Source organism: Paenibacillus sp. J5C2022 (assembly GCF_025567625.1).
GTDB lineage: Bacteria > Bacillota > Bacilli > Paenibacillales > Paenibacillaceae > Pristimantibacillus.
This window is the reverse complement of the sequence record NZ_JAOQJC010000026.1, coordinates 18,500-42,606: the sequence shown is the minus strand read 5'-3', so window position 1 is coordinate 42,606 and position 24,107 is coordinate 18,500. Positions and strand designations below refer to the sequence as shown.

At 49.6% G+C, this 24,107-nt stretch carries 30 protein-coding genes, 1 tRNA gene and 1 pseudogene; 8 read left to right on the top strand and 24 right to left on the bottom strand.

The window, feature by feature from the left end; translation table 11 throughout:
- Nucleotides 1-10 precede the first annotated feature (10 nt).
- The 3 genes from M6D81_RS20050 to M6D81_RS20040 all read right to left on the bottom strand — a co-directional run bounded on the left by M6D81_RS20050 (nt 11) and on the right by M6D81_RS20040 (nt 2,507).
- Nucleotides 11-925: a YybS family protein gene (locus M6D81_RS20050; protein ID WP_262678784.1), complete on the bottom strand. Its 915-nt coding sequence runs from the start codon at nt 923-925 to the stop codon at nt 11-13.
- Nucleotides 926-1,048: 123 nt separating this feature from the next.
- The gene (locus M6D81_RS20045; RefSeq protein WP_262678783.1) at nt 1,049-1,459 is read right to left on the bottom strand and encodes a CBS domain-containing protein; all 411 of its coding nucleotides are present in this window, start codon (nt 1,457-1,459) and stop codon (nt 1,049-1,051) included.
- A 19-nt stretch (nt 1,460-1,478) separates the two neighbouring features.
- Nucleotides 1,479-2,507 carry an LCP family protein gene (locus tag M6D81_RS20040; protein WP_262678781.1) on the bottom strand — a complete coding sequence of 343 codons (1,029 nt, stop codon included), beginning with the start codon at nt 2,505-2,507 and terminating at the stop codon, nt 1,479-1,481.
- Nucleotides 2,508-2,700: 193 nt separating this feature from the next.
- Here M6D81_RS20040 and M6D81_RS20035 point away from each other — a divergent pair, with 193 nt between their 5' ends.
- Complete coding sequence (locus M6D81_RS20035) at nt 2,701-3,057, top strand: DUF4870 domain-containing protein (RefSeq protein WP_317259153.1); 357 nt, start codon at nt 2,701-2,703, stop codon at nt 3,055-3,057.
- 109 nt (nt 3,058-3,166) lie between these two features.
- On the opposite strand, the gene mnhG is transcribed toward M6D81_RS20035, so the two are convergent.
- The 6 genes and pseudogenes from mnhG to M6D81_RS20005 all read right to left on the bottom strand — a co-directional run bounded on the left by mnhG (nt 3,167) and on the right by M6D81_RS20005 (nt 8,841).
- Entirely contained in the window at nt 3,167-3,547 is a 381-nt protein-coding gene (gene mnhG / locus M6D81_RS20030) for a monovalent cation/H(+) antiporter subunit G (protein ID WP_262678780.1), read from the bottom strand.
- Nucleotides 3,531-3,809 carry a Na(+)/H(+) antiporter subunit F1 gene (locus tag M6D81_RS20025; RefSeq protein ID WP_410795767.1) on the bottom strand — a complete coding sequence of 93 codons (279 nt, stop codon included), beginning with the start codon at nt 3,807-3,809 and terminating at the stop codon, nt 3,531-3,533. The genes mnhG and M6D81_RS20025 overlap by 17 nt, the downstream gene beginning before the upstream one ends.
- A pseudogene (locus M6D81_RS20020) lies at nt 3,809-4,141 on the bottom strand (Na+/H+ antiporter subunit E); the annotation flags it as partial. The pseudogene M6D81_RS20020 and the gene M6D81_RS20025, both read right to left, overlap by 1 nt.
- Before the next feature lie 2 nt (nt 4,142-4,143).
- The gene (locus M6D81_RS20015) at nt 4,144-5,631 is read right to left on the bottom strand and encodes a Na+/H+ antiporter subunit D (RefSeq protein WP_262678778.1); all 1,488 of its coding nucleotides are present in this window, start codon (nt 5,629-5,631) and stop codon (nt 4,144-4,146) included.
- On the bottom strand, nt 5,624-5,962 hold the full coding sequence (locus tag M6D81_RS20010) for a Na(+)/H(+) antiporter subunit C (protein ID WP_262678777.1): 339 nt from the start codon (nt 5,960-5,962) through the stop codon (nt 5,624-5,626). The genes M6D81_RS20015 and M6D81_RS20010 overlap by 8 nt, the downstream gene beginning before the upstream one ends.
- A gap of 2 nt (nt 5,963-5,964) precedes the next feature.
- Nucleotides 5,965-8,841 (bottom strand): Na+/H+ antiporter subunit A, encoded by a 2,877-nt coding sequence (locus M6D81_RS20005; protein ID WP_262678776.1) that lies wholly within the window; start codon nt 8,839-8,841, stop codon nt 5,965-5,967.
- 288 nt (nt 8,842-9,129) lie between these two features.
- On the opposite strand from M6D81_RS20005, the gene M6D81_RS20000 reads away from it, so the two are divergent.
- The 4 genes from M6D81_RS20000 to M6D81_RS19985 all read left to right on the top strand — a co-directional run bounded on the left by M6D81_RS20000 (nt 9,130) and on the right by M6D81_RS19985 (nt 11,879).
- Complete coding sequence (locus tag M6D81_RS20000) at nt 9,130-9,363, top strand: hypothetical protein (RefSeq protein ID WP_262678775.1); 234 nt, start codon at nt 9,130-9,132, stop codon at nt 9,361-9,363.
- A 118-nt stretch (nt 9,364-9,481) separates the two neighbouring features.
- Nucleotides 9,482-10,147, top strand: coding sequence for a potassium channel family protein (locus M6D81_RS19995; RefSeq protein ID WP_262678774.1), 666 nt, complete (start codon nt 9,482-9,484; stop codon nt 10,145-10,147).
- On the top strand, nt 10,131-11,522 hold the full coding sequence (locus M6D81_RS19990; RefSeq protein ID WP_262678773.1) for a TrkH family potassium uptake protein: 1,392 nt from the start codon (nt 10,131-10,133) through the stop codon (nt 11,520-11,522). Before M6D81_RS19995 ends, M6D81_RS19990 begins: the two co-directional genes overlap by 17 nt.
- A gap of 177 nt (nt 11,523-11,699) precedes the next feature.
- A complete protein-coding gene (locus M6D81_RS19985) occupies nt 11,700-11,879 on the top strand; it encodes a hypothetical protein (protein ID WP_262678772.1) in 180 nt (59 codons plus the stop codon).
- 46 nt (nt 11,880-11,925) lie between these two features.
- Here the strand turns inward: M6D81_RS19985 and M6D81_RS19980 are convergent, their stop codons facing one another.
- The 5 genes from M6D81_RS19980 to rpsF all read right to left on the bottom strand — a co-directional run bounded on the left by M6D81_RS19980 (nt 11,926) and on the right by rpsF (nt 15,281).
- Nucleotides 11,926-12,354 carry a universal stress protein gene (locus M6D81_RS19980; protein WP_262678771.1) on the bottom strand — a complete coding sequence of 143 codons (429 nt, stop codon included), beginning with the start codon at nt 12,352-12,354 and terminating at the stop codon, nt 11,926-11,928.
- A 22-nt stretch (nt 12,355-12,376) separates the two neighbouring features.
- The gene (locus tag M6D81_RS19975; protein WP_262678770.1) at nt 12,377-13,828 is read right to left on the bottom strand and encodes a SulP family inorganic anion transporter; all 1,452 of its coding nucleotides are present in this window, start codon (nt 13,826-13,828) and stop codon (nt 12,377-12,379) included.
- 265 nt (nt 13,829-14,093) lie between these two features.
- Nucleotides 14,094-14,393, bottom strand: coding sequence for a 30S ribosomal protein S18 (rpsR, locus tag M6D81_RS19970; protein ID WP_262678769.1), 300 nt, complete (start codon nt 14,391-14,393; stop codon nt 14,094-14,096).
- 24 nt (nt 14,394-14,417) lie between these two features.
- Nucleotides 14,418-14,957, bottom strand: coding sequence for a single-stranded DNA-binding protein (gene ssb, locus M6D81_RS19965; protein WP_262678768.1), 540 nt, complete (start codon nt 14,955-14,957; stop codon nt 14,418-14,420).
- 39 nt (nt 14,958-14,996) lie between these two features.
- A complete protein-coding gene (rpsF, locus tag M6D81_RS19960; RefSeq protein ID WP_262678767.1) occupies nt 14,997-15,281 on the bottom strand; it encodes a 30S ribosomal protein S6 in 285 nt (94 codons plus the stop codon).
- A gap of 33 nt (nt 15,282-15,314) precedes the next feature.
- Between rpsF and M6D81_RS31870 the strand changes: the two genes are divergently transcribed.
- Nucleotides 15,315-15,731: a YjzC family protein gene (locus M6D81_RS31870; protein ID WP_410795764.1), complete on the top strand. Its 417-nt coding sequence runs from the start codon at nt 15,315-15,317 to the stop codon at nt 15,729-15,731.
- A 377-nt stretch (nt 15,732-16,108) separates the two neighbouring features.
- Here M6D81_RS31870 and M6D81_RS19950 read toward each other — a convergent pair whose 3' ends face one another.
- On the bottom strand, nt 16,109-16,288 hold the full coding sequence (locus M6D81_RS19950) for a hypothetical protein (RefSeq protein WP_262678766.1): 180 nt from the start codon (nt 16,286-16,288) through the stop codon (nt 16,109-16,111).
- Nucleotides 16,289-16,443: 155 nt separating this feature from the next.
- Here M6D81_RS19950 and M6D81_RS19945 point away from each other — a divergent pair, with 155 nt between their 5' ends.
- Entirely contained in the window at nt 16,444-16,920 is a 477-nt protein-coding gene (locus tag M6D81_RS19945; protein WP_262678765.1) for a small multi-drug export protein, read from the top strand.
- Between the two features lie 292 nt (nt 16,921-17,212).
- On the opposite strand, the gene M6D81_RS19940 is transcribed toward M6D81_RS19945, so the two are convergent.
- From M6D81_RS19940 to M6D81_RS19925, 4 genes are all read right to left on the bottom strand, one after another.
- A tRNA-Ser gene (locus tag M6D81_RS19940) sits at nt 17,213-17,301 on the bottom strand.
- A 105-nt stretch (nt 17,302-17,406) separates the two neighbouring features.
- A complete protein-coding gene (locus M6D81_RS19935) occupies nt 17,407-17,628 on the bottom strand; it encodes a DUF951 domain-containing protein (RefSeq protein WP_262678764.1) in 222 nt (73 codons plus the stop codon).
- 3 nt (nt 17,629-17,631) lie between these two features.
- The gene (locus M6D81_RS19930) at nt 17,632-18,486 is read right to left on the bottom strand and encodes a mechanosensitive ion channel family protein (protein ID WP_262678763.1); all 855 of its coding nucleotides are present in this window, start codon (nt 18,484-18,486) and stop codon (nt 17,632-17,634) included.
- Between the two features lie 26 nt (nt 18,487-18,512).
- Complete coding sequence (locus tag M6D81_RS19925) at nt 18,513-18,746, bottom strand: putative Se/S carrier protein (protein WP_262678761.1); 234 nt, start codon at nt 18,744-18,746, stop codon at nt 18,513-18,515.
- Between the two features lie 117 nt (nt 18,747-18,863).
- Here M6D81_RS19925 and yyaC point away from each other — a divergent pair, with 117 nt between their 5' ends.
- A complete protein-coding gene (gene yyaC, locus M6D81_RS19920; protein ID WP_262678760.1) occupies nt 18,864-19,472 on the top strand; it encodes a spore protease YyaC in 609 nt (202 codons plus the stop codon).
- A gap of 19 nt (nt 19,473-19,491) precedes the next feature.
- Here the strand turns inward: yyaC and M6D81_RS19915 are convergent, their stop codons facing one another.
- From M6D81_RS19915 to noc, 5 genes are all read right to left on the bottom strand, one after another.
- Nucleotides 19,492-19,974, bottom strand: a complete 483-nt coding sequence (locus M6D81_RS19915) for a DUF4446 family protein (RefSeq protein WP_262678759.1) — start codon at nt 19,972-19,974, stop codon at nt 19,492-19,494.
- An 18-nt stretch (nt 19,975-19,992) separates the two neighbouring features.
- Nucleotides 19,993-21,165: an aminotransferase class V-fold PLP-dependent enzyme gene (locus M6D81_RS19910; protein ID WP_262678758.1), complete on the bottom strand. Its 1,173-nt coding sequence runs from the start codon at nt 21,163-21,165 to the stop codon at nt 19,993-19,995.
- Nucleotides 21,166-21,251: 86 nt separating this feature from the next.
- Nucleotides 21,252-22,103: a ParB/RepB/Spo0J family partition protein gene (locus M6D81_RS19905; protein ID WP_262678757.1), complete on the bottom strand. Its 852-nt coding sequence runs from the start codon at nt 22,101-22,103 to the stop codon at nt 21,252-21,254.
- Nucleotides 22,084-22,857, bottom strand: a complete 774-nt coding sequence (locus M6D81_RS19900) for a ParA family protein (protein WP_262678756.1) — start codon at nt 22,855-22,857, stop codon at nt 22,084-22,086. Before M6D81_RS19900 ends, M6D81_RS19905 begins: the two co-directional genes overlap by 20 nt.
- 328 nt (nt 22,858-23,185) lie before the next feature.
- A complete protein-coding gene (gene noc / locus M6D81_RS19895) occupies nt 23,186-24,004 on the bottom strand; it encodes a nucleoid occlusion protein (protein ID WP_262678754.1) in 819 nt (272 codons plus the stop codon).
- Between the last annotated feature and the right edge of the window lie 103 nt (nt 24,005-24,107).

The window sequence follows — 24,107 nt, the reverse complement described above, 5'->3', positions numbered from 1 at the left end:
CGCTCCCGTGCTATTGTTTAGTGAACGATTTCCTTATCATCGGAAAAGCCGTATCCAATACGCCAATTAAGCTTAATGGCGGGATCAGCAGCACAGGGATCGCAATGACAATCGGAACCGCCTTGCTCCAGCCTCGCTGGTGAGCGATGAAGAAGAAAAAGCCGATCGCCTGGATGGCGAATACGTAGCTGAGCAGCGGCACCAGATTCATCAATGCGATGGCCAGGAAGGAATCGCTGCCTCGCGGCATGACCAGCTCCACCATATAAGCAATCAGATAATACACGACCAGCACGCGCGGAAGCTTCCACTCCCTTGCTTCCGGGAATGCCGGCACCTCAAGTCCGCTGCCCATCACCGCCCTGCGGGCAATATAATGCGTGATGACGGCGTACAGGAACGACAAGACGATGAACGTGAGCGGAATCATATTGACAATCGTCGCAACGAGCAGCTCCGACATATCCTCATCCCAACCGGTAATGCCGCTCTGCGCCATCACGTCGTTGAAGGTGGCGCCGATCGTATCCTTCATTGCAGCCAGCAATGAGAAATCCAGTATGATCTCCAACATGAGAAGCTCCATCATTAAGAGGGCAAGTATGACAATCGTCACAATGCGCAGCACCTTGGCGGCGGGAACGGCTTTGCGGTACATATGCCCCATGAAGATGCCCGGCACCATGAAGAACAACCCCAGCAGCAATACGAAAGACGGCCCAAGCAGAAACGCGGCAACGAGCCATACAGGAAGTACATGCACAACGAATGACGCCTTGGGCAGCGTCGCATACAGAACGGCATAAGGCACCATCATCAGCAGCATGGCAGGCAAGTTCAAGCCCGGCACGGCCAACAGCAGCAGCAGTCCCAACGCCGCACCGCTCCAGAGTACTGGTTTCAAGCCCGATTTCAATCCATTCACCTCTTGCATCCTCCAATATTTCTTTACCCTGCGCTTACAAGACATTCACCCCTCATTATAGCATAAACTTCTCAGAACGCACTCCATGTCCCGGGATGAAAAAAAAGACTACCCCATGGATAGTCAAACCTTCTGGGATAGTCCTTTTTGACAATAATCAATAATTTCGCTTCGGCGCACGATGCCGATAAAGTGATTGCGGTCATCCACTACAGGAACAAAATTCTGAACCTTAGCCAATGAGATCAAATCGTCCATATTGGCGTCAATATTGACGGTGCGGTTATTCAAGCGCAGCGGTACATCCCCGATTCTAACCTTGTTCGTTCCTTCGAAGGTCAGGTCGGGACGACTCTTCATAAACCACAGCAGGTCGCCTTCCGTGATCGTCCCCACGTACTCGCCTTCATGATTGATGATTGGGACGGCTGTGTAGCGATGATATTCCATGCGTTCCAGTGCTTGCCTAAGCGTCGCGTCATGCGGCAGGCACACCACTTCCCCCTTGGGCAAGAGGAAAAATGCGATATTCATATTTGCCAATCACTCCGTTCTAATTGCCTTGCGGCTGGGCGACCATGCCCTTATCCATCCCATCGTCGCTCGCATACTTCGGCGGCAGAATCAATTGGGAAGACGGCACGTTCGGGTCCAGCCAGTTCTGAATCATTGCTTGCACGTCAGCCAGATCTTCTTCGTCAGCGAAGTAATACCAAGCTCCCCCGCTCTTCAATCGGGCTCCCTTGCCATTCAGGGTATGGCTGTACATCTGAAGCTGTTTGGAGGACAGCATTTGCTGCGCTTGATCCACCAGCTTGTCAGGAGGTATATCCGTACTGAAGTTATCACCCATAATATCAATTAATGATGGTATCTTGCTCCACTGCTTCAGCTTCGTAGCCTTCTCTATAATAGCATGGAGGAACTGCTGATGTCGCTCCGTTCTGTTCATATCGCTATCCTCGCGGTAACGAACGAAGTTCAAGGCATCGACGCCATTGTACAGATCTTGTCCGCCTTTAATGACGAAGTGCTCATGACCGGGATCGTCGTTCACAATGTCATCCTCAATCGGGAGCGCAATACCGCCAATCGCATCGATCACATCTCGGAAGCCCTCGAAATTAATAGAGGCGTAATGATCCACCGGCGCGTCGAACAGCTTCTCCACCGTATCCATCGTCATGCCCGCACCGCCGAACGCGTAAGAATGATTAATCTTGTCCTTCCGCTCTCTTCCGACAAGTTCCACATACAGATCACGCGGAATAGACACGAGCAGCATGCGGCCGTCACTGGGTCTGACCACGGTATACAGCAAGGAGTCCGACCTGCCAATCTCATTGCCACGCTGGTCGATGCCAAGCAGCAGTACGGAGAACGGATCTTGCTTCTTCTTGCTTACAACAGTCGGCTCCCTGCCTTCAAGCGGCTTATAGGTTTCCTTCAGCTTGCCCTCCACATGCCCTTGCAGGAACCAGTCGAAGCCCATCATCGCTAACGCACCGCGGTTCATATAAGCCGTTGTTCCTAGTATGAACAGTAGTGCAATTATCATATAAAAGCGTTTCTTTCTCCACATTCGCAAGACCTTCTTTCTATTCGTCTACACCTGCCCAGAATGCCTCAGCTTCTATCATAGACGAAAGAAAGCGACATCTGGTTACAGAGTGGTGACAAATCTTGTTGACAATTGTGGAAAAAAAAGAGGTATACGCTTCTACTCTATGGAATACTTATGAAGTAGCCAGTACTACATAGAAAGGAAGAGATATATGATGGAACCGACTCCGGTCAATCCAGAACCTTCATCCACGGGACTGGACCCCAAAGTAGCAGGTTTACTTTGTTATTTGCTCGGCTTTATTACAGGAATTATCTTCCTGGTCGTGGAGAAGCAGAGCCGATTCGTGAAATTCCATGCTCTGCAATCCATAGCCGTCTCCGTCATCCTGATTGCGCTTAATCTGATTCTGGGCTTCATTCCCTTTATCGGCGCGCTATTCGCCTTCATCCTGGCGCCGATCGGCTTCATCCTGTGGATCGCGCTAATGCTGCTTGCCCTGCAGGGCAAGCAGTTCAAGCTGCCGGTCATCGGCAATTGGGTCGAAGAACAGGCGCGTAAGTTCTAATCGACGGCTGGAATTGAGAAAGCCCCTACCCCTGAGCATATCGCTTATTGAGGGCAGGGGCTTTCTCTTCTATTGCCTTTCAGCGGGGCCGTCCATCATCGGCAAGCCGTTAGGCCTTGCTGCTTCTCTTCCGCTCTTCCTTCAGCGCCTCCTTGTAATCGTCCCTTACGCTTCCCTTCCAGAGCGAAGTGCCGGACCGATACGCGGCGCGTCCGTTCAGATGTCCCGCCACCGGCGACGTAATAAATACGAAGACGATGCCGAGCAGCAGCTTCACGCTGACGTGATCACGGAATATCCAGAAGTAGAGGAAGGCTCCCGACAGAATAAGAAGCACGCCCATCGTCGCGCTCTTGGTCGCGGCATGGGATCGAAGATAGACGTCGGGCAATCGAATAAGCCCGAAGGCGCTGAGCGCGCATATGAGAGCACCCAGCAGGACGATCACACCAATGACGATCTCAAGCACACTGTTACTCGTCTCCGGCATCGATGACGACTCCCCTCTCCATATATCTTGCGAATGCTGTCGTTCCGATAAAGGTCAGTATGCCTATGACCAGAATAATGTCGAAATAAGCTTCCGTACCGAGCAGTATACTGATAACGGCGATCATGGACAGCAGCAGGATGCCGATTGTATCCAGCGCCGCAATGCGGTCCGGTATAGACGGACCAAGGAACAAGCGGATCAGGCAGCCTAATATCGCCAGCGACAGGATGACCAGACTGGTAATGATTAACGTAGACATCACGCTCTCGTCACCTCCATAATCGCCCGCTCGAACGAGCCTTTAATTTGAGCTGTAAGTTCGTCTACATCGTCAATATCGATCGCATGTATATAGAGCGTGTTCCCATCGCGCGACACATCCAGCGTCAACGTGCCAGGCGTGAGACAGATGAGGCAGGACAGCAGCGTGATCTCCCAGTTCGACTTCAGCTCCGTCTCCATGGCGAAGATGCCCGGACGAATGTTCAGCTTGGGCCGAACGATCTTCAGCATGACGTCGAAGCTGGACAAGACCAGCTCCTTCAGGAACAGCAGCAGCAGCTTGATCGAAGCCCATACCATTCGTATATATCTCATCTCATCCCCTCCTTAAGCACAGCGTCAATATACAAGGATGGATTAATCAGCGTATCGCCCGCCACCGAGACGAAATCATATAGCCATTCCGCGCACAGCCCCATTGTGACGACGATGACGAGCAAGCCCGCCGCCGGAATGAGCATGCTGCGCTGCTGCTTACCACTCATCACCGGCACTTGGCGCTCCTCTCCCCAGAACGCCGACATAAAGATGCGCATAAGCGAATACAGCACGATGAAGCTGGATGCAAGCGATAATGCAACCAGCCAGAACTGCTCATTCTGCAAGCCTCCGCGCAATATCATCATCTTGCCGGGGAAGCCGCTAAGCGGCGGTATGCCCGCAATCGCCAGTGCGGTCACGAAGAACATCCATCCCAGATATGGATAAGTCCTGATCAGGCCGCCCATCCCGTTCAACTTGGTCGTCCTTGCGGCTGCAATGACGATGCCTCCCAGTATGAAGAGCAGAGCCTTGGCCAGCATATCGTGTACCAGGTACAGCACGGCGCCGTCCAGCGAATCCTTGTTGGCCGCTGTCAAGCCGAAGGCGATGAAGCCGATGCTGATCACCACATTGTAGTTCAGAATGCGCGGAATATCCTTGTAGGCAAGCGCGCCGAAGGCGCCGAGTGCCATCGTCGCACCGGCCATCCATCCCATCCATTCATGCGTAATGGAAGGCTCGTGATAGAAGATGAGCGTGAAGGTGCGCAGCAGCGCATACAGTCCCACCTTGGTCAGCAGTGCGCCGAACAGCGCCGTAATCGCCGCAGGAGGCGCACTGTAGGAGCCGGGCAGCCAGAAGAACAGGAACAAGCCCGCCTTCAAGGAGAAGACGATCATGAACATAATGGCGATAACGTTCAGCACGCCGTCTTGTCCCGCTTCCGCTACGCGCTGGGACAGGTCCGCCATATTCAAGGTGCCGACCACTCCGTATAGATAAGCGATCGCCGCTACGAACAGCGCGGACGACAGAATGTTAATCAGAATATATTTCAATGACTCCCTAAGCTGAATCTTCGTTCCCCCAAGCACAATGAGCGCATAAGAGGAGATCAGCATCACTTCGAAGCAGACGAACAGATTGAATATATCGCCTGTCAGGAACGATCCGCTAACTCCGACCAGCAGGAACTGGAGGAGCGGATAGAAGTAGTGGCGCTCCCGCTCTTCGCCAATGCTGCTGAAGGAATAGAACAGACAGAAGGAGCCGATAATCGCCGTCACCAATACCAGCAAAGCAGCAAGCATATCCGCTACGAAGGTAATGCCGTAAGGCGGAACCCATCCGCTCATATACAGCGTCTGAATGCCGTCGGTCTTCACCTGATACAGAATATACCCGGCCGCCGCGACGTTAGCCGCGCTGCCGATGGCGCTGATCCAGCGCTGCAGCGGAATGGATCGCTTCAGGAATATAAGCAGCACCGCTGTACATAGCGGGATGAGCAGCGGAAGTATAAGCAAGTTATTCATCGTCCTTCCCCCTTAGCTGCTCCATATCGTCGGTTCCAAGCTTCTGATAAGCCTTATAGGCAAGAACGAAGAAGAACGAGGTCACCCCGAAGCTGATAACAATAGATGTCAGAATGAGTGCTTGCGGCAGCGGATCGACATACGACTCCGCCTTCTCCCCAAGAAGCGGCGCAGAACCCGTCTTCAGCCGCGACATCGTCAGCAGCAGCAGATGAACGCCGTGCGTCAGGAACGAAGTGCCCAGAATAATGCGCAAGATGCTCTTAGACAAAATCAGGTAGACACCTACCGTGAATAATACGCCGATCGCCAAGGACATATACAGTTCCATCGCTACGTATCCCTCCCGATCGTGAAGATAATCGTCATGGTGACGCCAATAACGGTCAAATAGACGCCTAGATCAAACAATAACGCGGTCGCCAGCTCCAATTCGCCCAATAACGGAATTTGGAAGTAACCGAACGTGTGGCTAAGGAACGGCACATCGAACAGGAACGATCCCATCCCCGTAAGCAGCGCTATCAGGATGCCGAGGGCGGTCAGCTTGCGGAAGTCCATCGGGATAATGCGGTGAACGGACTTCATGCCGTAAGACATCGCCATCAGAATGAATGCGGCTGACGCCATAAGCGCTCCGATAAATCCGCCGCCGGGATGATGGTGGCCGTTGTAGAACAAGTACAGCGAGAATAAGAGAATGATCACGATCGCCAGCTTCGAGACCGTCTTCAGAATGACGTCATTGCTCTTCAAGCCGTAAATATCGTATTTGAACTCGCTCTCTCTAGCAGGCAGCTTGCCGATTTCCTCGTCGCCCTTCAGCTTGAGCTTGATCATCGCATAGATGCCGTAAGAAGCAATGCCGAGCACGACGATTTCCAGCAGCGTATCGAAGCCGCGGAAGTCAACCAGTATGACGTTGACGACATTTTTGCCGCCGGCCAGCTTATAACTATTTTCCAGGAAATAATGAGAGATCGATTCGAACGACCGGCTGCTGCTGGCGCTTAATGCGATAAGTGTCATGATTACGCCTACGCTCACCGCAATAATAAAGTTCCACAGCCGGAACCGCAGCTTCACCATCTCCTTCTTCAGCTTCGGAAGATGATAGAAGCACAGCAGGAACAGCGCCACGGATACCGTCTCCACAATCATCTGGGTCAGAGCCAGATCCGGAGCCCGGAAGATGACGAAGAACAGGGTAACCATGTAACCCGCTACGCCTGTCAGAATAATCGCCATCAGCCTTGTCGTCGCGAACGGAACGGCAAGCGTGGACAAGATGAGCGCAATAATGATCATCGCTTCATAGAATGAAGTGTCCGCGAAGCTTGACGTGTCAACCTGGAAGCTGCCCGTCGCATACATCGTGACGCTCAGCGAGACAACCATGAACAAGAAGATATAGATCAGGTAATGACGTATAGCTCCCGTCATATACAGATTGGTTAGCCGGTTGGAGCCTCTGTCCAGCATGCCCATTCCTTTGTCATAGGTACGATTCAGCGACATTCTGTTGAATAGCGGTGCATGCAGGACCGATGCCTTGCGGTGCATCAGGAACAATGTCGTGCCGAGCGCGACAACGCCCATCGTCATGAACAGCTCCATCGTCCAGCCGTGCCACATCTCAATCTTCACCTTGAACTGTTGTCCCGGCTCCAGCAGAGCGGGATGGACAGCGGCCATGGCCGGCTCGATCAAGGAGTAGGACAGGATGCCCGGGAACAGGCCGAATACAACAGCCAGAGCTACCAGGACGACCGGAGACAGCAGCATGCCGAGCGGCGCTTCATGCGGCTTCTTCTCCAGCTTCTCGAATTGGGGCTTGCCTGTGAACGTACGGAATACAAGCACCATGCTGTACACGAATGTAAAGATGCTTCCCACCCAAGCGATGATCGGAAACAATATGCCCCATGTATCCATCGAGAGCAAGTTCATCTCCGTTATGTTCAAGACGGCGGTGAAGAACATCTCCTTGCTCAGGAAGCCGTTGAACGGCGGCAGCCCGGCCATGGAGAAGGAGCCGATCACCGCGATCGTGAACGTAATCGGCATGACGGCCATCAGGCCGCCCAGCTTGCGGATATCGCGCGTGCCCGTCTCGTGGTCGACAATGCCGACCACCATGAACAATGCGCCTTTGAACACCGCATGGTTGATCAAGTGGAATACGGCGGCCATCGTCGCCTTCGTATAGAAGATGGCGTCTGCCGAGCCCGTATAGAAGGCTGCAGCCGAGCCCAGGCCGAACAAGCTCATAATCATGCCTAGCTGGCTGATCGTGGAGAAGGCGAGCAGCGCCTTCAAGTCAATCTGCTTCATCGCCCGGAACGATCCGTAGATAAGCGTCGCGATGCCGAAGCCGGAGACCAGCCACAGCCATAGCGCTTCGCCCGCGAATATCGGGCTCATGCGGGCTACGAGGTAGATGCCGGCCTTTACCATCGTCGCGGAATGCAAGTAAGCGCTGACCGGCGTCGGAGCTTCCATCGCATCCGGCAACCAGATATGGAACGGGAATTGCGCCGACTTCGTGAACGCTCCTGCCAGAACAAGCACCAGGGCAGGAACGAACAGGTCATGATTCGACCACGTATGAATGCCTTCAATCAACTCGCGAATACTGAACGTTCCGGCCATTACATATAACAGGATGAAGCCGGCAAGCATTGCCAGACCGCCCGATACGGTAATGACCATCGACTTCAGAGCGCCGTAGCGCGACTTCTCACGCTGGTGCCAGAAGGCGATCAGCAGGAAGGATGAGATGCTGGTAAGCTCCCAGAAGCCGTACAGTACCATGAGATTATCCGACAGGACCAGACCGAGCATCGCTCCCATGAACAGCATCAAGTAGACATAGAAGTGCGGCAGCTTCTCCTTGTTCTTGTCCAGATAGAAGATGGAATACAACACAACGAGCGATCCGATTCCCGTTATTAACAAGGAGAACAGAAGGCCCAGTCCATCCAAGTAGACATTGAACTCAACGCCTAACGAGGGCATCCACGGCAGGACTTCGAATATCTTCTCCCTGGCTTGGACGGAGGGGATCAGGCTGAGCATATACGAGAACAGAAGAACGGGAACCGGCAGCATGAACCAGCCTCCATGTACTCTCGGCATAAGCTTCTGCATAATCGGTCCTAATAGTGCGAAGAGAAAGGGCAGAATAATGACAACATGAAGATAAGACAATGTTCATCCTCCTAAATCGTACTCAATAAGTTCCCCAACAGTATTTCCCAATTGAAAGGAAATCAAGCGTCACAACCGACAAAGCTGCTGCCGAACTTGCGTCGGTATGACAAAAAAATGCAAAAAGGAGCCCTTGTTGGCAGGCTCCTCCGGTACTTCAAAGTATTTTAGACATGAAAACAAAACTATTATAGCTTTCTCAAGAAAGATTGTCAAAATGAAATTGGACCGGCCTGGAATGAAAAGAGGCGCTATCGGGGATTACTCTTAAGGAAGGAGTGATGACCGATGCTTCGCAAAAAAATAGGCGTATGTGCTGCCCTGTTTCTTCTTATTATTGTTGTCGGCGCGTTGCTAAACCATGAAGTATATCGACTGAATTACCATTTCTTAATGACGCCGCCCGTTCCTGAAGATAAATTCCGCATATACTCCTCATTCGATCCGGAGTTGTCGGATAGAGAATATATGCAGTATATGCCGCGGGAGTATGTGAAAATTATCGATACGGAACGTCCTTGATCGAGGCAACGTATTAAACCTTTGACAAATACGTAGCTGTCTCCTATCATGTAACACAGCATATGAATTCAAGGCTAGCTGCATGTTGGCATTCCATTCATGTTAGGAAGTGATCTTTATGAAGAAACAGTTTATGGTCATTGGTCTTGGACGGTTCGGCTCAAGCTTGACGCGCACGCTGATCGAGAACGGCCACGAGGTGCTCGCCATCGACAAGAACGAGCAGCCCGTGCAAGAGATGGCTTCCATCGCAACCCATGCGATTCAAGCCGATTGCACCGATGAAAGCGTGTTGCGCGAGCTTGGCGCGTCCAACTTCTCGCACGGCATTGTCTCGATCGGCGACGACTTGCAGGCCAGCATATTGACGACACTATTATTGAAGGAAATGAATATTCCCAAAGTAACCGCCAAAGCCAGAAACGAAATGCACGGCAACGTGCTGAAAAAAATTGGAGCGGATCACGTCATCTATCCGGAACGCGATATGGGCGTACGGCTGGGCAATCAACTAAGCTCCGACAATCTGATCGACTATATCGAGCTGTCGTCGGATTACAATCTGGCTGAGATTATGGCTCCGCCTGCTATGAACGGACGCTCGCTCATGCAGCTCAATATTCGTGCGAAATATGGCTGTACCATTATGGCGATCAAGACAGGCGATAACATCAATATATCGCCGCTGGCTGACGATGTGATACATACAGGCGACATCTTGCTCATTATCGGAAGCAATGAGGATATTCGTCACCTGGAGAATGATTATGAGCGTGCTAAGTAAGTACTTGACCAAAGAAGCATCCTTGGCAGAGAGGCTCGTGTACTATTTCAAGCACCGCATGAGCCCGCCCCAGCTTATTATGCTCGTATTCTTCATTCTGAGCTGGGTCGGCGCCATTCTGCTCAGTATGCCCTTCTCCTCCAGCGACGGTAAATCGATAGGACTTATTAATGCATTGTTCACTTCAGTATCAGCCGTATGCGTGAATGGGCTCGTCGTGCTGGATACCGGCACGGCATTCTCGATGGCAGGTCAGATCATCATTATGATTCTTATTCAGATCGGCGGCATCGGCTTCATGACGCTCGGTGTCATGGTCGCCATAGTGCTCGGCAAGAAGATCGGACTGAAGCAGCGTCTCATCATTCAGCAGACGACCCAATCCACATCCGCGCAAGGCCTGGTCAAGCTGTCCTTGTACATGGTGCTGATCGTATTCGCCTTCGAATCAGTCGCGACCATCATTCTCACCTGGCGCTGGTCCGACGATATGGGTTGGGGACAAGCCGCGTACTACGGTCTGTTCCACTCTGTATCGGCATTTAACAACGCGGGCTTCGCCCTCTGGTCGGACAGCTTGACCAGCCATGTCGGCGATCCCATCGTGAACTTGACAGTCATTACGTTATTTGTCGTAGGCGGACTGGGCTATATCGTCATCGTGGATATATTCCGCAAGCGCTCATGGAGGAAGCTGTCGCTTCATTCCAAGGTTGTCCTGCTGGCATCGGCAGTTCTGACTGTTGTCGGCTTTCTGCTTATTTTCCTGCTGGAGAGCTGGAATAAGGCTACCTTCGGCGACCTGACGCTGGGGGAACGAATCTACGCCTCCATCTTCCAGAGCCTGACGCCGCGCAGCGCCGGCTTCAATACGATCGATATCGGCAGCATGCTTACCGCTTCGCAGTTTCTGCTCATCATATTGATGTTCATAGGAGCTGCATCCGGCGGTACCGGCGGCGGAATTAAGACCAATACGGTAGTCGTGCTTGTCCTCGCCACGATCAATACTTTCAAGGGCGGCGGACAGATCCACGCCTTCGAACGGAAGATCGCCCAGGAGACGGTTATGCGAGCGTTGGCCGTCATCGTGACTTCCCTGACCGCTGTGCTGTTTGTCGCCCTGCTTCTGACCGTTACGGAGGATTTGCTGGAGGACCACTTCCTGGAGGTGCTGTTCGAAGCTACTTCCGCATTCAGCACGACAGGATTGTCAATGGGCTTAACCGGTGAATTGTCTTCCATCGGCAAAGTGATTGTCTCCGTCACGATGTTCCTGGGCAGACTTGGCCCGCTTACGCTTGCCTTCGCTCTGTCGCAGCGCAAGCAGACGTCCAAGATTGGCTATCCTGAGGATAACATCCTTATCGGATAAGACTCGTACCATAGCCATGTCAAGCAAGCTTGCTAACGCCTTCGAAGAGACCGCTCTATCGTCAGAGAGGACTCCTCGAAGGCTTTTCTCGCACATTTGATTATTGTCAGAATATTTTGTATAATCAACTTATCCGAAAGCGTTTGCATAACTACCAAACGACAGGAGGAGTCCGCCATGATCTTCGAATCGGACTATAGAAGAAGGGCTATGGCACAATGGAAGCAAGAGAGACAGCAGGAGTTGGAGCAGCTGCGCAGCGATATGCAGGTCACTTCAAGACGCTGGACCTCCTTGCTGGATAGCGTCAGAAGAACGGCTTGCCTGATTCTGCGCATCGGCGACAGACGCATTTAATACCGGAAAGGCTCGCAGTCCTGGGACTGCGAGCCTTCTTTGCCATTTATCGTTTTACAACCAGCACAGGGCAGTTCGCATGATGAAGCACCTTGCGGCTCACGCTGCCCATAATGACTTCGCTTACCGCATTCAGCCCTCGGCTGCCTATAATAATCATGTCCGCATGTTCCTTCTGGCTCCACTCCACAATAACGTCGGCCGGATTGCCGAATGCCACCTTCAGCGTAAAGGGCACCTCCGCCTGCTGAAAGCGTCTCTCCGTCTCCTCAATCGCCTTGTGGGCATCCGCTTCCAGGACGGCCTTCATGTCCAGCCCGGCTTGCATAAGCTCCGAGCGGGATGGCGCTTCATCGCTTACATGAATGATCGTCATCTCCGCCCCAGGCAGCTCCTTCATTAATCCGATAGCAGCCTCGGCTGCTCTTGCGGCATGCGCCGAACCGTCTGTTGCCAGCAATAAGCGCTTATACATCGAACCTCTCCTTGTGAATGACTTAGTGACCGGATGATGCCGACAAACCGATGCGATCGACGATCTTTTGACTTTCCGCATTTAATCCGATCAGGACGACATGCTTATCCACTTGTTGATACTTCGATATCACCTTCGAGATCGCGGTAACCGCGGAGTGATCCCACACATGCGATGCCGAGAAATCAATGATGACTTCATCAGGGTCGTGCTCCGGATCGAACAGATCGGCGAAGTGGCTCATCGTACCGAAGAACATCTGGCCTTGAATCGCATAGCGCTTCGCTCCGCTGTCGGTCATTGCAGCTTCCGCCTTAATCTGTGCCATCCTCCAGCCGAAGATCAGCGCACTCATAATAACGCCTACGAATACGCCCAGCGCCAAGTTATGCGTGTAGATGACAATTGCGACTGTCGTAACCATTACAACGGTATCCGTCACGGGAATGCGTCTTACATCCAGGATGGAGCGCCAATCGAAGGTGCCGATAGACACCATGATCATGACGCCCACCAATGCGGCCATCGGAATCTTCGTCACGACATCGCCCAGCACCATAATCAGGAACAGCAGAAATACGCCCGCCACCATCGTGGACAGTCGGCCGCGTCCGCCTGACTTCACGTTAATGACGGATTGGCCGATCATGGCGCAGCCGGCCATTCCGCCGAAGAAGCCGGTAATGGTATTGGCAATGCCTTGCCCTCTCGCTTCCTTGTTCTTATCGCTCTTCGTGGCAGTCGCTTCGTCAACAATGGTCGCCGTAAGCAGCGATTCCAGCAAGCCGACGACGGCAAGCGCCAGCGAGGTCGGCAATAGAATCATCAATGTCTCCCAGGTGAGCGGCACATCGGCAATGTGGAATACAGGCAGTTGTCTTGCTATTTCGCCCATATCTCCTACCGTGTTCACCTGTAGACCGCCGAATACGGTAACGCATGTCATGACAATAATGGCGACCAAAGCCGACGGAACGGCCTTCGTAATTCTCGGCAGGCCGTATATAATGACAAGCGTCGCAGCCACCAGCGCATACATGAGCCAGCCTTGTCCCTCGAATTGCACGAGCTGCGTCATGAATATAATGATGGCCAGCGCATTGACGAATCCAATAATGACCGAATGCGGCACGAACGTAATGAAGCGGCCCAGCTTCAACACGCCGATTATAATTTGAATAATGCCTGTTAATACCGTTGCGGCGAACAAATATTCAATGCCATGGTCTTTCACCAACGTCACCATAAGCACGGCCATTGCCCCTGTAGCCGCCGAGATCATACCGGGACGGCCGCCGACAATGGAGATAATGACGGCAATGCAGAATGAAGCGTACAGACCGACCATCGGATCTACGCCGGCAATGATAGAGAAGGCGATTGCTTCCGGAATAAGCGCCAATGCGACGGTAATTCCAGCCAGTATGTCCGCTCTTGTATTAAAGAACCAGTTGCTTTTCAATTTTTGCAGCAATAGTAAAGTTCCTCTCTTTCGTTATCTAGTTGTTGACCTTCCACTCTCAGAAAGGTCGGGGCCGATGTGCAACAGGTTCTATTATACACAACTCTATTAATTTTTCTATAGATTCCGGACAATTCATCCAAGTTAAATGTTTGTATCGCAGCCAACTAAAATGACCCCACAAAGTGGGGCTTTGCTTCGAAGCTTACTCAGGTACTTTACTATAATAAAAAGAGTCACCCCGAAGGATGACTCTTCTTAAGCCTGCTCCTTGCGACTATTCAGTCGTATAAGGAAGCAAAGCAACTTGACGGGAACGTTTAATGGCAATAGTCAGCAGACGCTGATATTTTGCGCTTGTGCCCGTTACACGGCGTGGCAAAATTTTACCGCGCTCGCTGATGAACTTCTTCAGCAAATCCGTGTCTTTATAGTCAATGTGTGTAATTTTGTTTACAGTGAAGAAACAAACTTTACGACGCTTGTTGCGTCCGCCTTTGCGAGTGAACTTGCGTTCTGGACGCTCAGGACGCTCAGAGCGCTCTGGACGAGCAGTTGTTTGTTGTTGTTCGCTCATGTGAACCCTTCCTTTCGTTAGAAATTAAAATGGCAAATCGTCTTCGGAAATATCAATTGGGCGTCCGTCATCCTTGAATGGATCATTATTGTCGTTCCGCTGATTGTTCGAAGACCGATTCCCGCCACCGCCGCCATAGCCGCTGCCGCTGTTGTTGCTCATGCCACCGCTATTGCCGCCATATCCTCCGCCGCTATTGCCGCTGTAGCTTCCACTATTCTCCTCACGCGAAGCTCCGCCCTCACGATTGGATTCCAAGAACCGGACGTTGTCCGCTATAACTTCCGTTACATAGACACGCTTGCCCTCATTGTTCTCGTAATTCCGCACTTGAATGCGTCCTTCTACAGCCGTCAGACGGCCTTTACGCAAGTAGTTGGCACAGGTTTCAGCCAGCTGGCGCCAAGTGACGACCGGAATAAAGTCAGCTTCACGTTCGCCCTGATTCGTCGTAAACGGACGGTCTACAGCGATCGTGAATTGGGTTACTGCAACTCCGGCAGGTGTATAGCGAAGCTCAGGATCTCTAGTCAGTCTGCCAATCAATATTACACGGTTCAACATTTGTTCGACCTCCCCATTGAACAATCCGAAAATTCAGGCTTAGGCTACGTCTCTGACGATCAACGAACGAATGACTTCGTCGGAAATCTTCATGATACGGTCAAGCTCATTCACAACTTCATTCGTTGCATTGAAATGAACCAGCACGTAATAACCTTCACGAAGCTTATTGATCTCATACGCAAGGCGACGTTTGCCGACCACGTCAGTCTTTGTGACCTCTCCGCCATTAGAGATGATGCCATTGAATTTCTCAACGAGAGCTTGCAGGTTCTCTTGTTCAACATCCGGACGGATGATATACATCACTTCATATTTGCGCATTTATTTCACCTCCTTTTGGACTAGCGGCCCCATATGGAGCAAGGAGCGAGTTTTTACCCGCATCTGCAAATTATATCAATTCCACCGCCCAAAAACAAGTGCTATTTCCGCGTTCCACAATTTCGCTTCGATCCCCTTCCTGTTACAAATGCATGCACCGTTATCTGCTATTCATGGTCTTTCTCAGGCCTGCGCATCCTATATGGAGCATGGTCGGGACTGCTTGCTCCGATCAGGCAAATAATAGTGCTGGAGGTGATGACGATGGGCGAATTCACTACTTTTTCTCCCGGCGACCGTGCTCCCAACAACGGCACATACATCGAGACCGGAGTGAACGATTATCACATGGGCATTGAGAACCCCAAAAAAGTGAGGCTGAACAGGGGCGAAAAATTCCCCGATACGAGCAACCATGAACGAAAATGGAAAAAGATGCCGAAGGATTAATGTTCGATTGTGTATAAGTTTTTAAACAGAAGGCCATATTAAACTCGACGGTGCAAGAGAGGTGTGGTTCCGTTGGACCAAAGGGTGCATGGATCTTATGAGGTAATACAAACACTGAAGTAATGAACGGAGGGACGTGCTAAAGACTACGTCTGAAACACACTCATTCTAACTGTCGTGCAGCGTTAACCGTACATTCGGACTACGCAAGCGACAACCAGTATGGATGAATCGATTGGCAGCTTCAGCTGCTATAGATTCGGATATAGAGAATGAAGCTTCTTCTGATTCGCTGAAACTGATGTGTCATGTCATTGACTCAGTTATACCATCAACCACCGTCAAGAAGAGGGCTCCTCGGAGTCCTCTTTCTTGCGCTACGGAATCGTAATGGCAAATACCGCGGATGAGCTCCCTTCCGATCCCCACCATGCCGAGACGGAATAATAGTAGGTTCCGCTCTTCTTCGGCGCTTCCATCACACCATCCTGAATAGGTATCTTCGTGTTTTCACCGTCTTTGAACGGCATGAATGCGATGACTACGCTAAATAACACTAACCACTTCCTTACATTCTAAGTCCCCCATTCCGAAAAAAATCCATTCTCTTGTTGACAGCTATTCGCACCGTGTATATACTGTGTATATAGATATAAACAGTATATACACATGCACACCGCATATCATCAATGAGAAGGAGAAGTGAAAAAAAATGAATTTCTTACAAGATGTGAATGAGGTTTGGCAATATGTGCTTGTCTTTCTGTTAGGGTCAATACCCTGGGTTGAGATCGCTGCCATTATTCCCATCGCGATTATCGTAGCGGGCATGAATCCTATATTGGTCGGTCTGCTTGCCTTGCTGGGCAACTTGGCTACTGTATACCTGGTTATCCTCTTCTTCGAGAAATTCAAGCAATGGAGAACTAGCAAGAAAGGAGCTGGCAATGGAAAGTCGAAGCGAAGAGAACGTGCTGAAGCTGCTTGGAATAAATATGGCATGCCTGGTCTCGCCTTGCTGGGTCCCCTGCTTATCGGGTCGCATATTGCAGCATTTGTCGGCATCCTGTTCGGTGCAAAGAAGAGAAATGCCGTCATCTGGATGACGTTAAGCTTGATCGTCTGGACCGCCGTGTTAACGATTGCTTCTCACTATGGCATTAACGTGATTGACTTTATTCGAGGATAAGCAAGTACTCTCTATTATCGGCAATTGGAGAACTTATCAATTCTATTGCAATATTAGGGGCTGCTCCTCCATTAGTCACATGACGGGCAGCATTCCCTCACATATACAGAAGGACCCCAGTCTCTACAACTAAGTGGAGACTGGGGTCCTTTCTCGAAGAAATCCGTACTCAGGAAGCTTTCCGTAAAATGACAACCTCATTTTCAGGACATCTCTTATTGCTTTGCAACAAAAAAAAAACCCTGCAATTTACAGGAGATCTATCGTTCAATTGCCCATTGTAGATAAGCAACGGAGAAGGTGGGATTCGAACCCACGCACGCTTTGACACGCCTAACTGATTTCGAGTCAGTCCCCTTATGACCACTTGGGTACTTCTCCGCATGTAAATAATAATATAACATATAGCTCGTCTTCATGCAATAGTTTCTGCAAGGGATTTTTCGAAACAATTTCCCCTGGACATTCGCTCTTACTCCATTGCTTTTACTGCTGAGCCTGATCGGCTTCTCCATCTGCTGTAGAACGGAGCACCTTCTTCATATTTTTCTCGAACTTGGCCCTCGGGATGAGTACGCTATGCTGGCATCCGACGCATTTAATCCGAATGTCCATCCCCATGCGAATAATCTCCATCTCATTGAAGCCGCAAGGGTGTTGTTTCTTCATCTGCACGATATCGCCTAATTGAAATTGCTTTCTTTCCATCGCTTACGCCCCCTCATATTTTCGCTGATAGGTAATCATCTTCGGATAGGGTATTTCAATGCCGTGCTTATCCAACGCTTCTTTCACCGCTTTATTCATCGCTCTGGTCACAATGGCATGTGTATTCGGCATACATTCTCCTACAATACGTATGGAGACGGAGGATGCATTAAGCATCTGAACCCCCAGCACTTCTGGACGCTTCACCAGATTTTCATGTGTCAGTTCATCCATCGTCGCATTAATCACCTCAATTGCCCTTTCGATATCAGCTTCATAGGCTATTGACACATCCACGACCGCAAGCGTGTTTTTCAATGAAAAGTTGGTGACCTCGTTAATCATACCGTTAGGAATAATATGTACTTCCCCAGTCCAGCTTTGAAGCTTCGTAGTACGAAGCCCTATAACCTCAACAGTGCCTTTAAATTGTCCGGTCTGTATAACGTCACCAACAGCGAATTGATCCTCTAATATAATAAAGAAGCCTGTCAGAATATCTTTCACCAGACTTTGCGCACCGAAGCCGATTGCAATGCCGACGACACCTGCACCTGCAAGCAGCGGTCCAAGATCCACTCCGAATTCTGAGAGCACCAGCATGCCCGCAATGAAGTAGATTACATATGAAACACCATTGTTTAGCAGCCTGCCAACTGTTGTCATTCTTCGCGTCTCGTTGGGCTGTTTCTTTCTTGTCTGCTCATTGACGATGCGATTTACCGTCTTATGCAACAACCAAATCGCAATTCGCGCAAGCACAATGATGAGCAGAATTCGAATGATCGGCTGCCCCAGCATATCCCACAGGTTTATTTTCTGCAGCCAGTCCAGAGTTTTTTCGTACCATTCCCTCATCGACATGGCCACCTCCCTCTTCTCAACTAAACTTCCCTATAGTCGCTTCCATCCTGTTGGAATATCCCTCTAATTTCGACCTTCTGTTCCACAATAACTTTTTTCACCATCATCAACTCTTGATCGGGAAATTGTATCGATAACGCGCAGCCAGCCGTTATTTCCTTCGGTGTTGGACAAATATCGATCTCCACTTCCGCATATTCCAGCAACATCTCTGCCCGCAATGCTTGCTGGGTTGAATCGAACGCAATGAGCATAGCTCAGCTCCTCCTCTTCCTCCTTATCCTTTATTCCCTGAAAGCAAGTATAAAATGGTTGTCCCATCCATATACTAGTAGCATATGAGCACTTTCAAAGCTATCGGAGGGGATTCTATGAAATTGCCGTTTATGAAAGATTCGCCATTCAAAATGCCGTACACGACACCGAACATTGTAAGTCACCTCGTGAAACGTCTATTGTCCCTTCTGGAGAGCGTTCCGGCACAGCGTCCAATCGTTATCGTCTGCATCGGCACTGACCGTTCCACAGGCGATTGCTTGGGTCCGCTCATCGGCACCTCGCTGTCGAAGCACAGCAGCCGTCATTTCCATGTGTTCGGCACATTGGCCGAGCCTGTCCATGCCATGAATCTTGATGATACCCTGCAGCAGATCAATACGCAATTCGACAAGCCCTTCTTGATCGGCATCGATGCTTGTCTCGGACAAGTGGCCAGTGTCGGTTGCATTCAGGCCGGCAATGGACCGGTACGTCCTGGCGCGGGAGTGAATAAGGATTTGCCGCCAGTGGGGGACATTCACATTACCGGCATCGTGAATGTCGGCGGCTTTATGGAGTATTTCGTACTTCAAAATACGAGACTTCATCTGGTTATGTCCATGTCGGAGATCATCTCTTTGGGCTTGTTTACAGCGATCAGCAACTTCCATGTATCCCGGACTTCAAGGGGCGAGACGGCTGCTTCCGACTACACTTCTTAGCATGGCTTTCACTGCTTGCCTACTTTGCTTCCTCAATGGCTTTAAGCTCTTCCGGCGTAAGCGGATACGAGGAATCACCTTTGCTCACAGGCTTGGCATACACATAGGTGTTCTCCCTGCTATGCAATCCCGAGAATACAAGCCCATCCTTCTCATCGTTGACAATGGCGATTGAGAAGCTCAGATCGCTGCCTCCTTCTCCGAAAGCATTATAGCGATGGACACCCGTTTTGCTTTTTAGCTGAGGCAATGTCATTCGGACCTCTTCCAGTTGCTTGCTTATCTCATCTATTCTTACCCGCTCATCATCGAGCTTGCTCTTCAGTTCGATAATGACACTCTCGAAGTTGGTTACACCCGTATTCCCCATCACGGCTACATACTGCCGCCTTAACTTCTTCAGTCTTCTTCCCAGCATAATCAATCCAATGGCAAGTACGACCGTCACACCTGCCATCAAGATCACAATGATATGCAGCGGTTCAAATGTTTCACTACCCATTACTTCGACCTCATCCCTCTACACATCATATTGCTCTACAATTTCACTTACGGCCGCAATTAATGCCGATATATCATCTTCTGTCGTATACACGCCCACACTTGCCCGTACAGCTCCTGTCCCTTCCGTCCCGGCACAATGATGCGCGAGTGGCGTACAGTGATAACCGGAGCGTACCGCTATACCATAATACTGATCCAAAATGAACGCCATCTCCGAAGGATCAATATTGGAAGCTGTAAAAGAAGCGATACCTGTTCGCGGCTGGTTCAATTCCGGCCCTAACAGCCGAATACCATTCACGGATTTCAACCCCTCCATCAACCGTTGCGCAAGCGCCCACTCATTAGTATGGATTTTCTCTACCGTCTCATTCAGAATGTACTGCACGCCTGCTTGAAGACCTGCTAATCCAGGCGTATTCTGCGTCCCCGCTTCATACCTGTCAGGCCTCACCAGAGGCTGCTGGAGAGCCTCTGACTGACTGCCGGTGCCTCCATGCAGAAGCGGCTCCAACTCAAGCTCAGAAGCGATATACAGCCCTCCTGTGCCCTGTGGACCCAGCAACCCTTTATGCCCGGGAAATGCTAGCATATGAATACCCATGGCTTCCACATCAATTGGCAACACCCCTGCACTTTGGGCTGCATCAACAAGTAGTTTTACGCCATGCTTCTTCGCTACTTCACCAATATCCGAGACGGGCAGAATTGTCCCAAGCAGATTGGAGCTGTGATTCACGACAATCAACACGGTATTGGATTGAATAGCCGCTTCGATCTCCTTCACATCAATGAGCCCTACCTCGTCGCCTTCTATATATGTCACTTGAACTCCTCTGCTCCGCTCCAATTCATACAGAGGTCTTCTAACGGAGTTATGCTCGACAGAAGTCGCAATGACATGATCGCCTTGCTTCAACCATCCCTTTATCGCCATATTCAAAGCCATCGTCGTATTGCTTGTAAACGCAATATCGTTCGGGTTTTTTATATGGAACAACTTCGATAACTTCTTCCTTGCGTCGAACAGTATTCTGCTCGCTCTCACCGCCATTCGGTGACTCCCTCGTCCCGGATTAGCCGCATCATCTTGCATAGCTTTCACTACAGCATCTATAACTTCAGGAGGCTTAGGCCATGACGTTGCTGCATGGTCGAGATATATAATTTCATTATGTTGCAAGGACATCCCCTCCCCCTTCTCATAAACAAACAATGGCATATCTTAGTTTAATCCTTCGCCAGAAAGATTACAACTACGATATGCCATCCGTTTTACGCTAATTCCTGTAGCAGTTCAAGCAGTCGCTCCAAATCCTGTTTGTTGTAATATTGAAACTCGATCTTCCCTTTTTCTTTTTGCTGCTTGATTTTTACCGTCGTTTTAAATCGCTCTCTAAGCGTTTCTTCAATATGATCAATGTATGGATCACGCTTTTTCTGTTTTTGCGACTTTGCGCTCGGTTTTTCTTGCGTATCGAGCTTCTTGACTGCCTCTTCCAGCTCTCTAACGCTCCACTCCAAGCTTACAGTCATGCCGGCCATTTCTTTTTGAACTTTAACATCCTTAATACCCGCCAACGCTCTCGCATGTCCCATCGACAATGTTCCACGTGAAACATTATCTTTTATTCCCTCCGGAAGGCTAAGCAACCTTACAAAGTTAGCGATATGCGACCTTGATTTCCCAACTTTAAGTGAAAGCTCTTCTTGTGTCAATTGGAATTTGTCCATTAAGGATTGGTAGGCAACAGCTACTTCTATCGCATTCAAGTCTTCTCGCTGCAGGTTCTCAATAAGCGCAATCTCCATTACCTGCTGGTCGCTGAAACTTCTGACTACAGCAGGAATCGTTGTATTGCCGCAATATTGAGAGGCTCTGAAGCGCCTTTCCCCTGCTATGATTTCATAACCACGCAGAACGGTTCGTACAATAATAGGCTGAATAACGCCATGTTGCTTTATGGACTCGGCCAACTCTTTTATCGAATCTTCATCGAATGATTTGCGAGGCTGATATGGGTTAGGTCGGAGCTCCGACAAGGATACATCTATGACCTTATCATCATCGCTAACGGATAGCGACGGAATAAGCGCATCCAGACCTCTACCTAGCCGCTTGCTCATACATGATCACTTCCTTCGCGAGTTCAAGATATACTTCTGCCCCTTTTGATCTTGGATCGTAAGTAATAATAGCCTGACCATGAGAAGGCGCTTCGCTTAACCGTACGTTGCGCGGGATTATCGTTTGGTATACTTTCTGTTGGAAGTACTTTTTAACCTCTTCAATAACTTGTATCCCGAGATTGGTCCTCGCATCCAGCATAGTCAACAGCACACCTTCAATTTGCAGAGATGTGTTGAGATGCTTTTGTACAAGCCTTACTGTATTCAATAACTGGCTAAGCCCTTCAAGCGCATAATACTCACATTGAATTGGTATAATGACAGAATCAGCAGCTGTCAGAGAATTGATGGTCAGTATCCCCAATGAAGGCGGACAATCAATAAGGACATAATCAAAGTCACCCTTCACTTGCTGCAACGATTTTTTCAGACGCAATTCTCTGGATATAGTAGGCACTAGCTCAATTTCTGCTCCTGCCAATTGAATCGTCGCCGGAATTACTGTTAATCCAGAAACGCTGGTCTCGAACATCGCATCTCGAGGGTGCACATCGTTTATTAATACATCATAAATACAATTACTAACATCCGCTTTGTTTATGCCAAGACCACTGGTCGTATTCCCTTGCGGGTCAATATCAATTAACAGCACCTTCTTGCCTAGAGAAGCAAGACAAGCTGCCAGATTGACCGACGTTGTCGTTTTTCCGACACCGCCTTTCTGATTGGCAATCGCAATAATTTTGGACAATTCTAACTCACCTCATGTGCGAAACTTTTGGAGAAACGGCTTTGCCGCCTTCGTTCAAAAGGCGGCACCCATAGTGTTGTAATCTATTATAGCAACATTTTTTGTTTCATACGTGCTTGATAAAATGAGAATTCATTCATAGAGGATGCTATTTTCTTCTTATCAATTAGGAAGGAAAGTTCATTCTCACGTGGTAGTCATCTAGAATGGATAAGTTTCCGCAGTCAAATGGTGTACTGTCTTGTCAACGTACTTACTCATTAAACTTGAAAATCATAACGCCAAATGCTTGGTCACTTATGTTCTAAAGCCCCCGACAGCAATAAGGTTATCTCTTTGGAATTTGAATAATGATTTCATAATGGTCTTCATGGTCTTTTTCATTGGTTTTGATTGGCAGTCCTGAACCGGAGACCATATCAATCGATTGTCTGATCGTATTTAGAGCCAAGCGTACATCCTTGGTGAAAGAAATTCGTTTCGCCCGCTTAGCTTTTGCCGATTCTTTCAAAAAAGCGATGCGTGCTTCCGTCTGCTTGACATTCAACTCTTTTGTCACGATCTCTTCCAGCACTTTCAACTGCATTTCCTCAGTATCAAGCGATAACAACGCTCTCGCATGCCTCTCCGTAATCTTTCTTCCCATTAATGCTAGTTTAATAGGTTCAGGCAGCATAAGCAAGCGCAGTTTGTTCGCAATCGTAGATTGGCTCTTTCCCAATCGTTGCGCCAAGCTTTCCTGCGTCAATTGATGCAATTCAATAAGTTTTTGGTACGCTACAGCCTCTTCAATTGCAGTAAGACCTTCACGTTGCAGATTTTCTATCAGTGCGATCGACGCGGTCTGTGCATCATTGAATTCACGCACAATAGCCGGAATTGTCTCATATCCAAGCTTCGTTACCGCACGCCAACGCCTCTCACCTGCTATTATTTCATATCTATCATTCCGCATGCGTACAACGATAGGTTGAATAACCCCGTGAGTTTTGATCGTTTGACACAGCTCTTCTATACGCTCATCATCAAATATCGTACGAGGTTGGAAGGGACTGGTATCTATATTGGAAACTGCAATTTGACGCACTTCTTCATTCGTACTGCGCTGCTCGGAAAAGCCGAACAAACGAGAGATTTGTTCTTTCATAGTGTTCATAACCACCCGATCATATGATGAAAACTTTAGCAACTGACGATGGAACAATGTGCATACAAAAATACAATGCATAGCTTTCACCTCTGAACCGCAA

Coding starts and splice junctions, on each gene's coding strand:
- M6D81_RS20045 (WP_262678783.1), bottom strand. CDS start 1,459: ATGAATATCGCATTTTTCCTCTTGCCCAAGGGGGAAGTGGTGTGCCTG.
- M6D81_RS20040 (WP_262678781.1), bottom strand. CDS start 2,507: ATGTGGAGAAAGAAACGCTTTTATATGATAATTGCACTACTGTTCATA.
- M6D81_RS20035 (WP_317259153.1), top strand. CDS start 2,701: ATGATGGAACCGACTCCGGTCAATCCAGAACCTTCATCCACGGGACTG.
- mnhG (WP_262678780.1), bottom strand. CDS start 3,547: ATGCCGGAGACGAGTAACAGTGTGCTTGAGATCGTCATTGGTGTGATC.
- M6D81_RS20025 (WP_410795767.1), bottom strand. CDS start 3,809: ATGTCTACGTTAATCATTACCAGTCTGGTCATCCTGTCGCTGGCGATA.
- M6D81_RS20015 (WP_262678778.1), bottom strand. CDS start 5,631: ATGAATAACTTGCTTATACTTCCGCTGCTCATCCCGCTATGTACAGCG.
- M6D81_RS20010 (WP_262678777.1), bottom strand. CDS start 5,962: ATGGAACTGTATATGTCCTTGGCGATCGGCGTATTATTCACGGTAGGT.
- M6D81_RS20000 (WP_262678775.1), top strand. CDS start 9,130: ATGCTTCGCAAAAAAATAGGCGTATGTGCTGCCCTGTTTCTTCTTATT.
- M6D81_RS19995 (WP_262678774.1), top strand. CDS start 9,482: ATGAAGAAACAGTTTATGGTCATTGGTCTTGGACGGTTCGGCTCAAGC.
- M6D81_RS19990 (WP_262678773.1), top strand. CDS start 10,131: ATGAGCGTGCTAAGTAAGTACTTGACCAAAGAAGCATCCTTGGCAGAG.
- M6D81_RS19985 (WP_262678772.1), top strand. CDS start 11,700: ATGATCTTCGAATCGGACTATAGAAGAAGGGCTATGGCACAATGGAAG.
- M6D81_RS19980 (WP_262678771.1), bottom strand. CDS start 12,354: ATGTATAAGCGCTTATTGCTGGCAACAGACGGTTCGGCGCATGCCGCA.
- rpsR (WP_262678769.1), bottom strand. CDS start 14,393: ATGAGCGAACAACAACAAACAACTGCTCGTCCAGAGCGCTCTGAGCGT.
- ssb (WP_262678768.1), bottom strand. CDS start 14,957: ATGTTGAACCGTGTAATATTGATTGGCAGACTGACTAGAGATCCTGAG.
- rpsF (WP_262678767.1), bottom strand. CDS start 15,281: ATGCGCAAATATGAAGTGATGTATATCATCCGTCCGGATGTTGAACAA.
- M6D81_RS31870 (WP_410795764.1), top strand. CDS start 15,315: ATGGAGCAAGGAGCGAGTTTTTACCCGCATCTGCAAATTATATCAATT.
- M6D81_RS19945 (WP_262678765.1), top strand. CDS start 16,444: ATGAATTTCTTACAAGATGTGAATGAGGTTTGGCAATATGTGCTTGTC.
- M6D81_RS19935 (WP_262678764.1), bottom strand. CDS start 17,628: ATGGAAAGAAAGCAATTTCAATTAGGCGATATCGTGCAGATGAAGAAA.
- M6D81_RS19930 (WP_262678763.1), bottom strand. CDS start 18,486: ATGAGGGAATGGTACGAAAAAACTCTGGACTGGCTGCAGAAAATAAAC.
- M6D81_RS19925 (WP_262678761.1), bottom strand. CDS start 18,746: ATGCTCATTGCGTTCGATTCAACCCAGCAAGCATTGCGGGCAGAGATG.
- yyaC (WP_262678760.1), top strand. CDS start 18,864: ATGAAATTGCCGTTTATGAAAGATTCGCCATTCAAAATGCCGTACACG.
- M6D81_RS19915 (WP_262678759.1), bottom strand. CDS start 19,974: ATGGGTAGTGAAACATTTGAACCGCTGCATATCATTGTGATCTTGATG.
- M6D81_RS19910 (WP_262678758.1), bottom strand. CDS start 21,165: ATGTCCTTGCAACATAATGAAATTATATATCTCGACCATGCAGCAACG.
- M6D81_RS19905 (WP_262678757.1), bottom strand. CDS start 22,103: ATGAGCAAGCGGCTAGGTAGAGGTCTGGATGCGCTTATTCCGTCGCTA.
- noc (WP_262678754.1), bottom strand. CDS start 24,004: ATGAAAGAACAAATCTCTCGTTTGTTCGGCTTTTCCGAGCAGCGCAGT.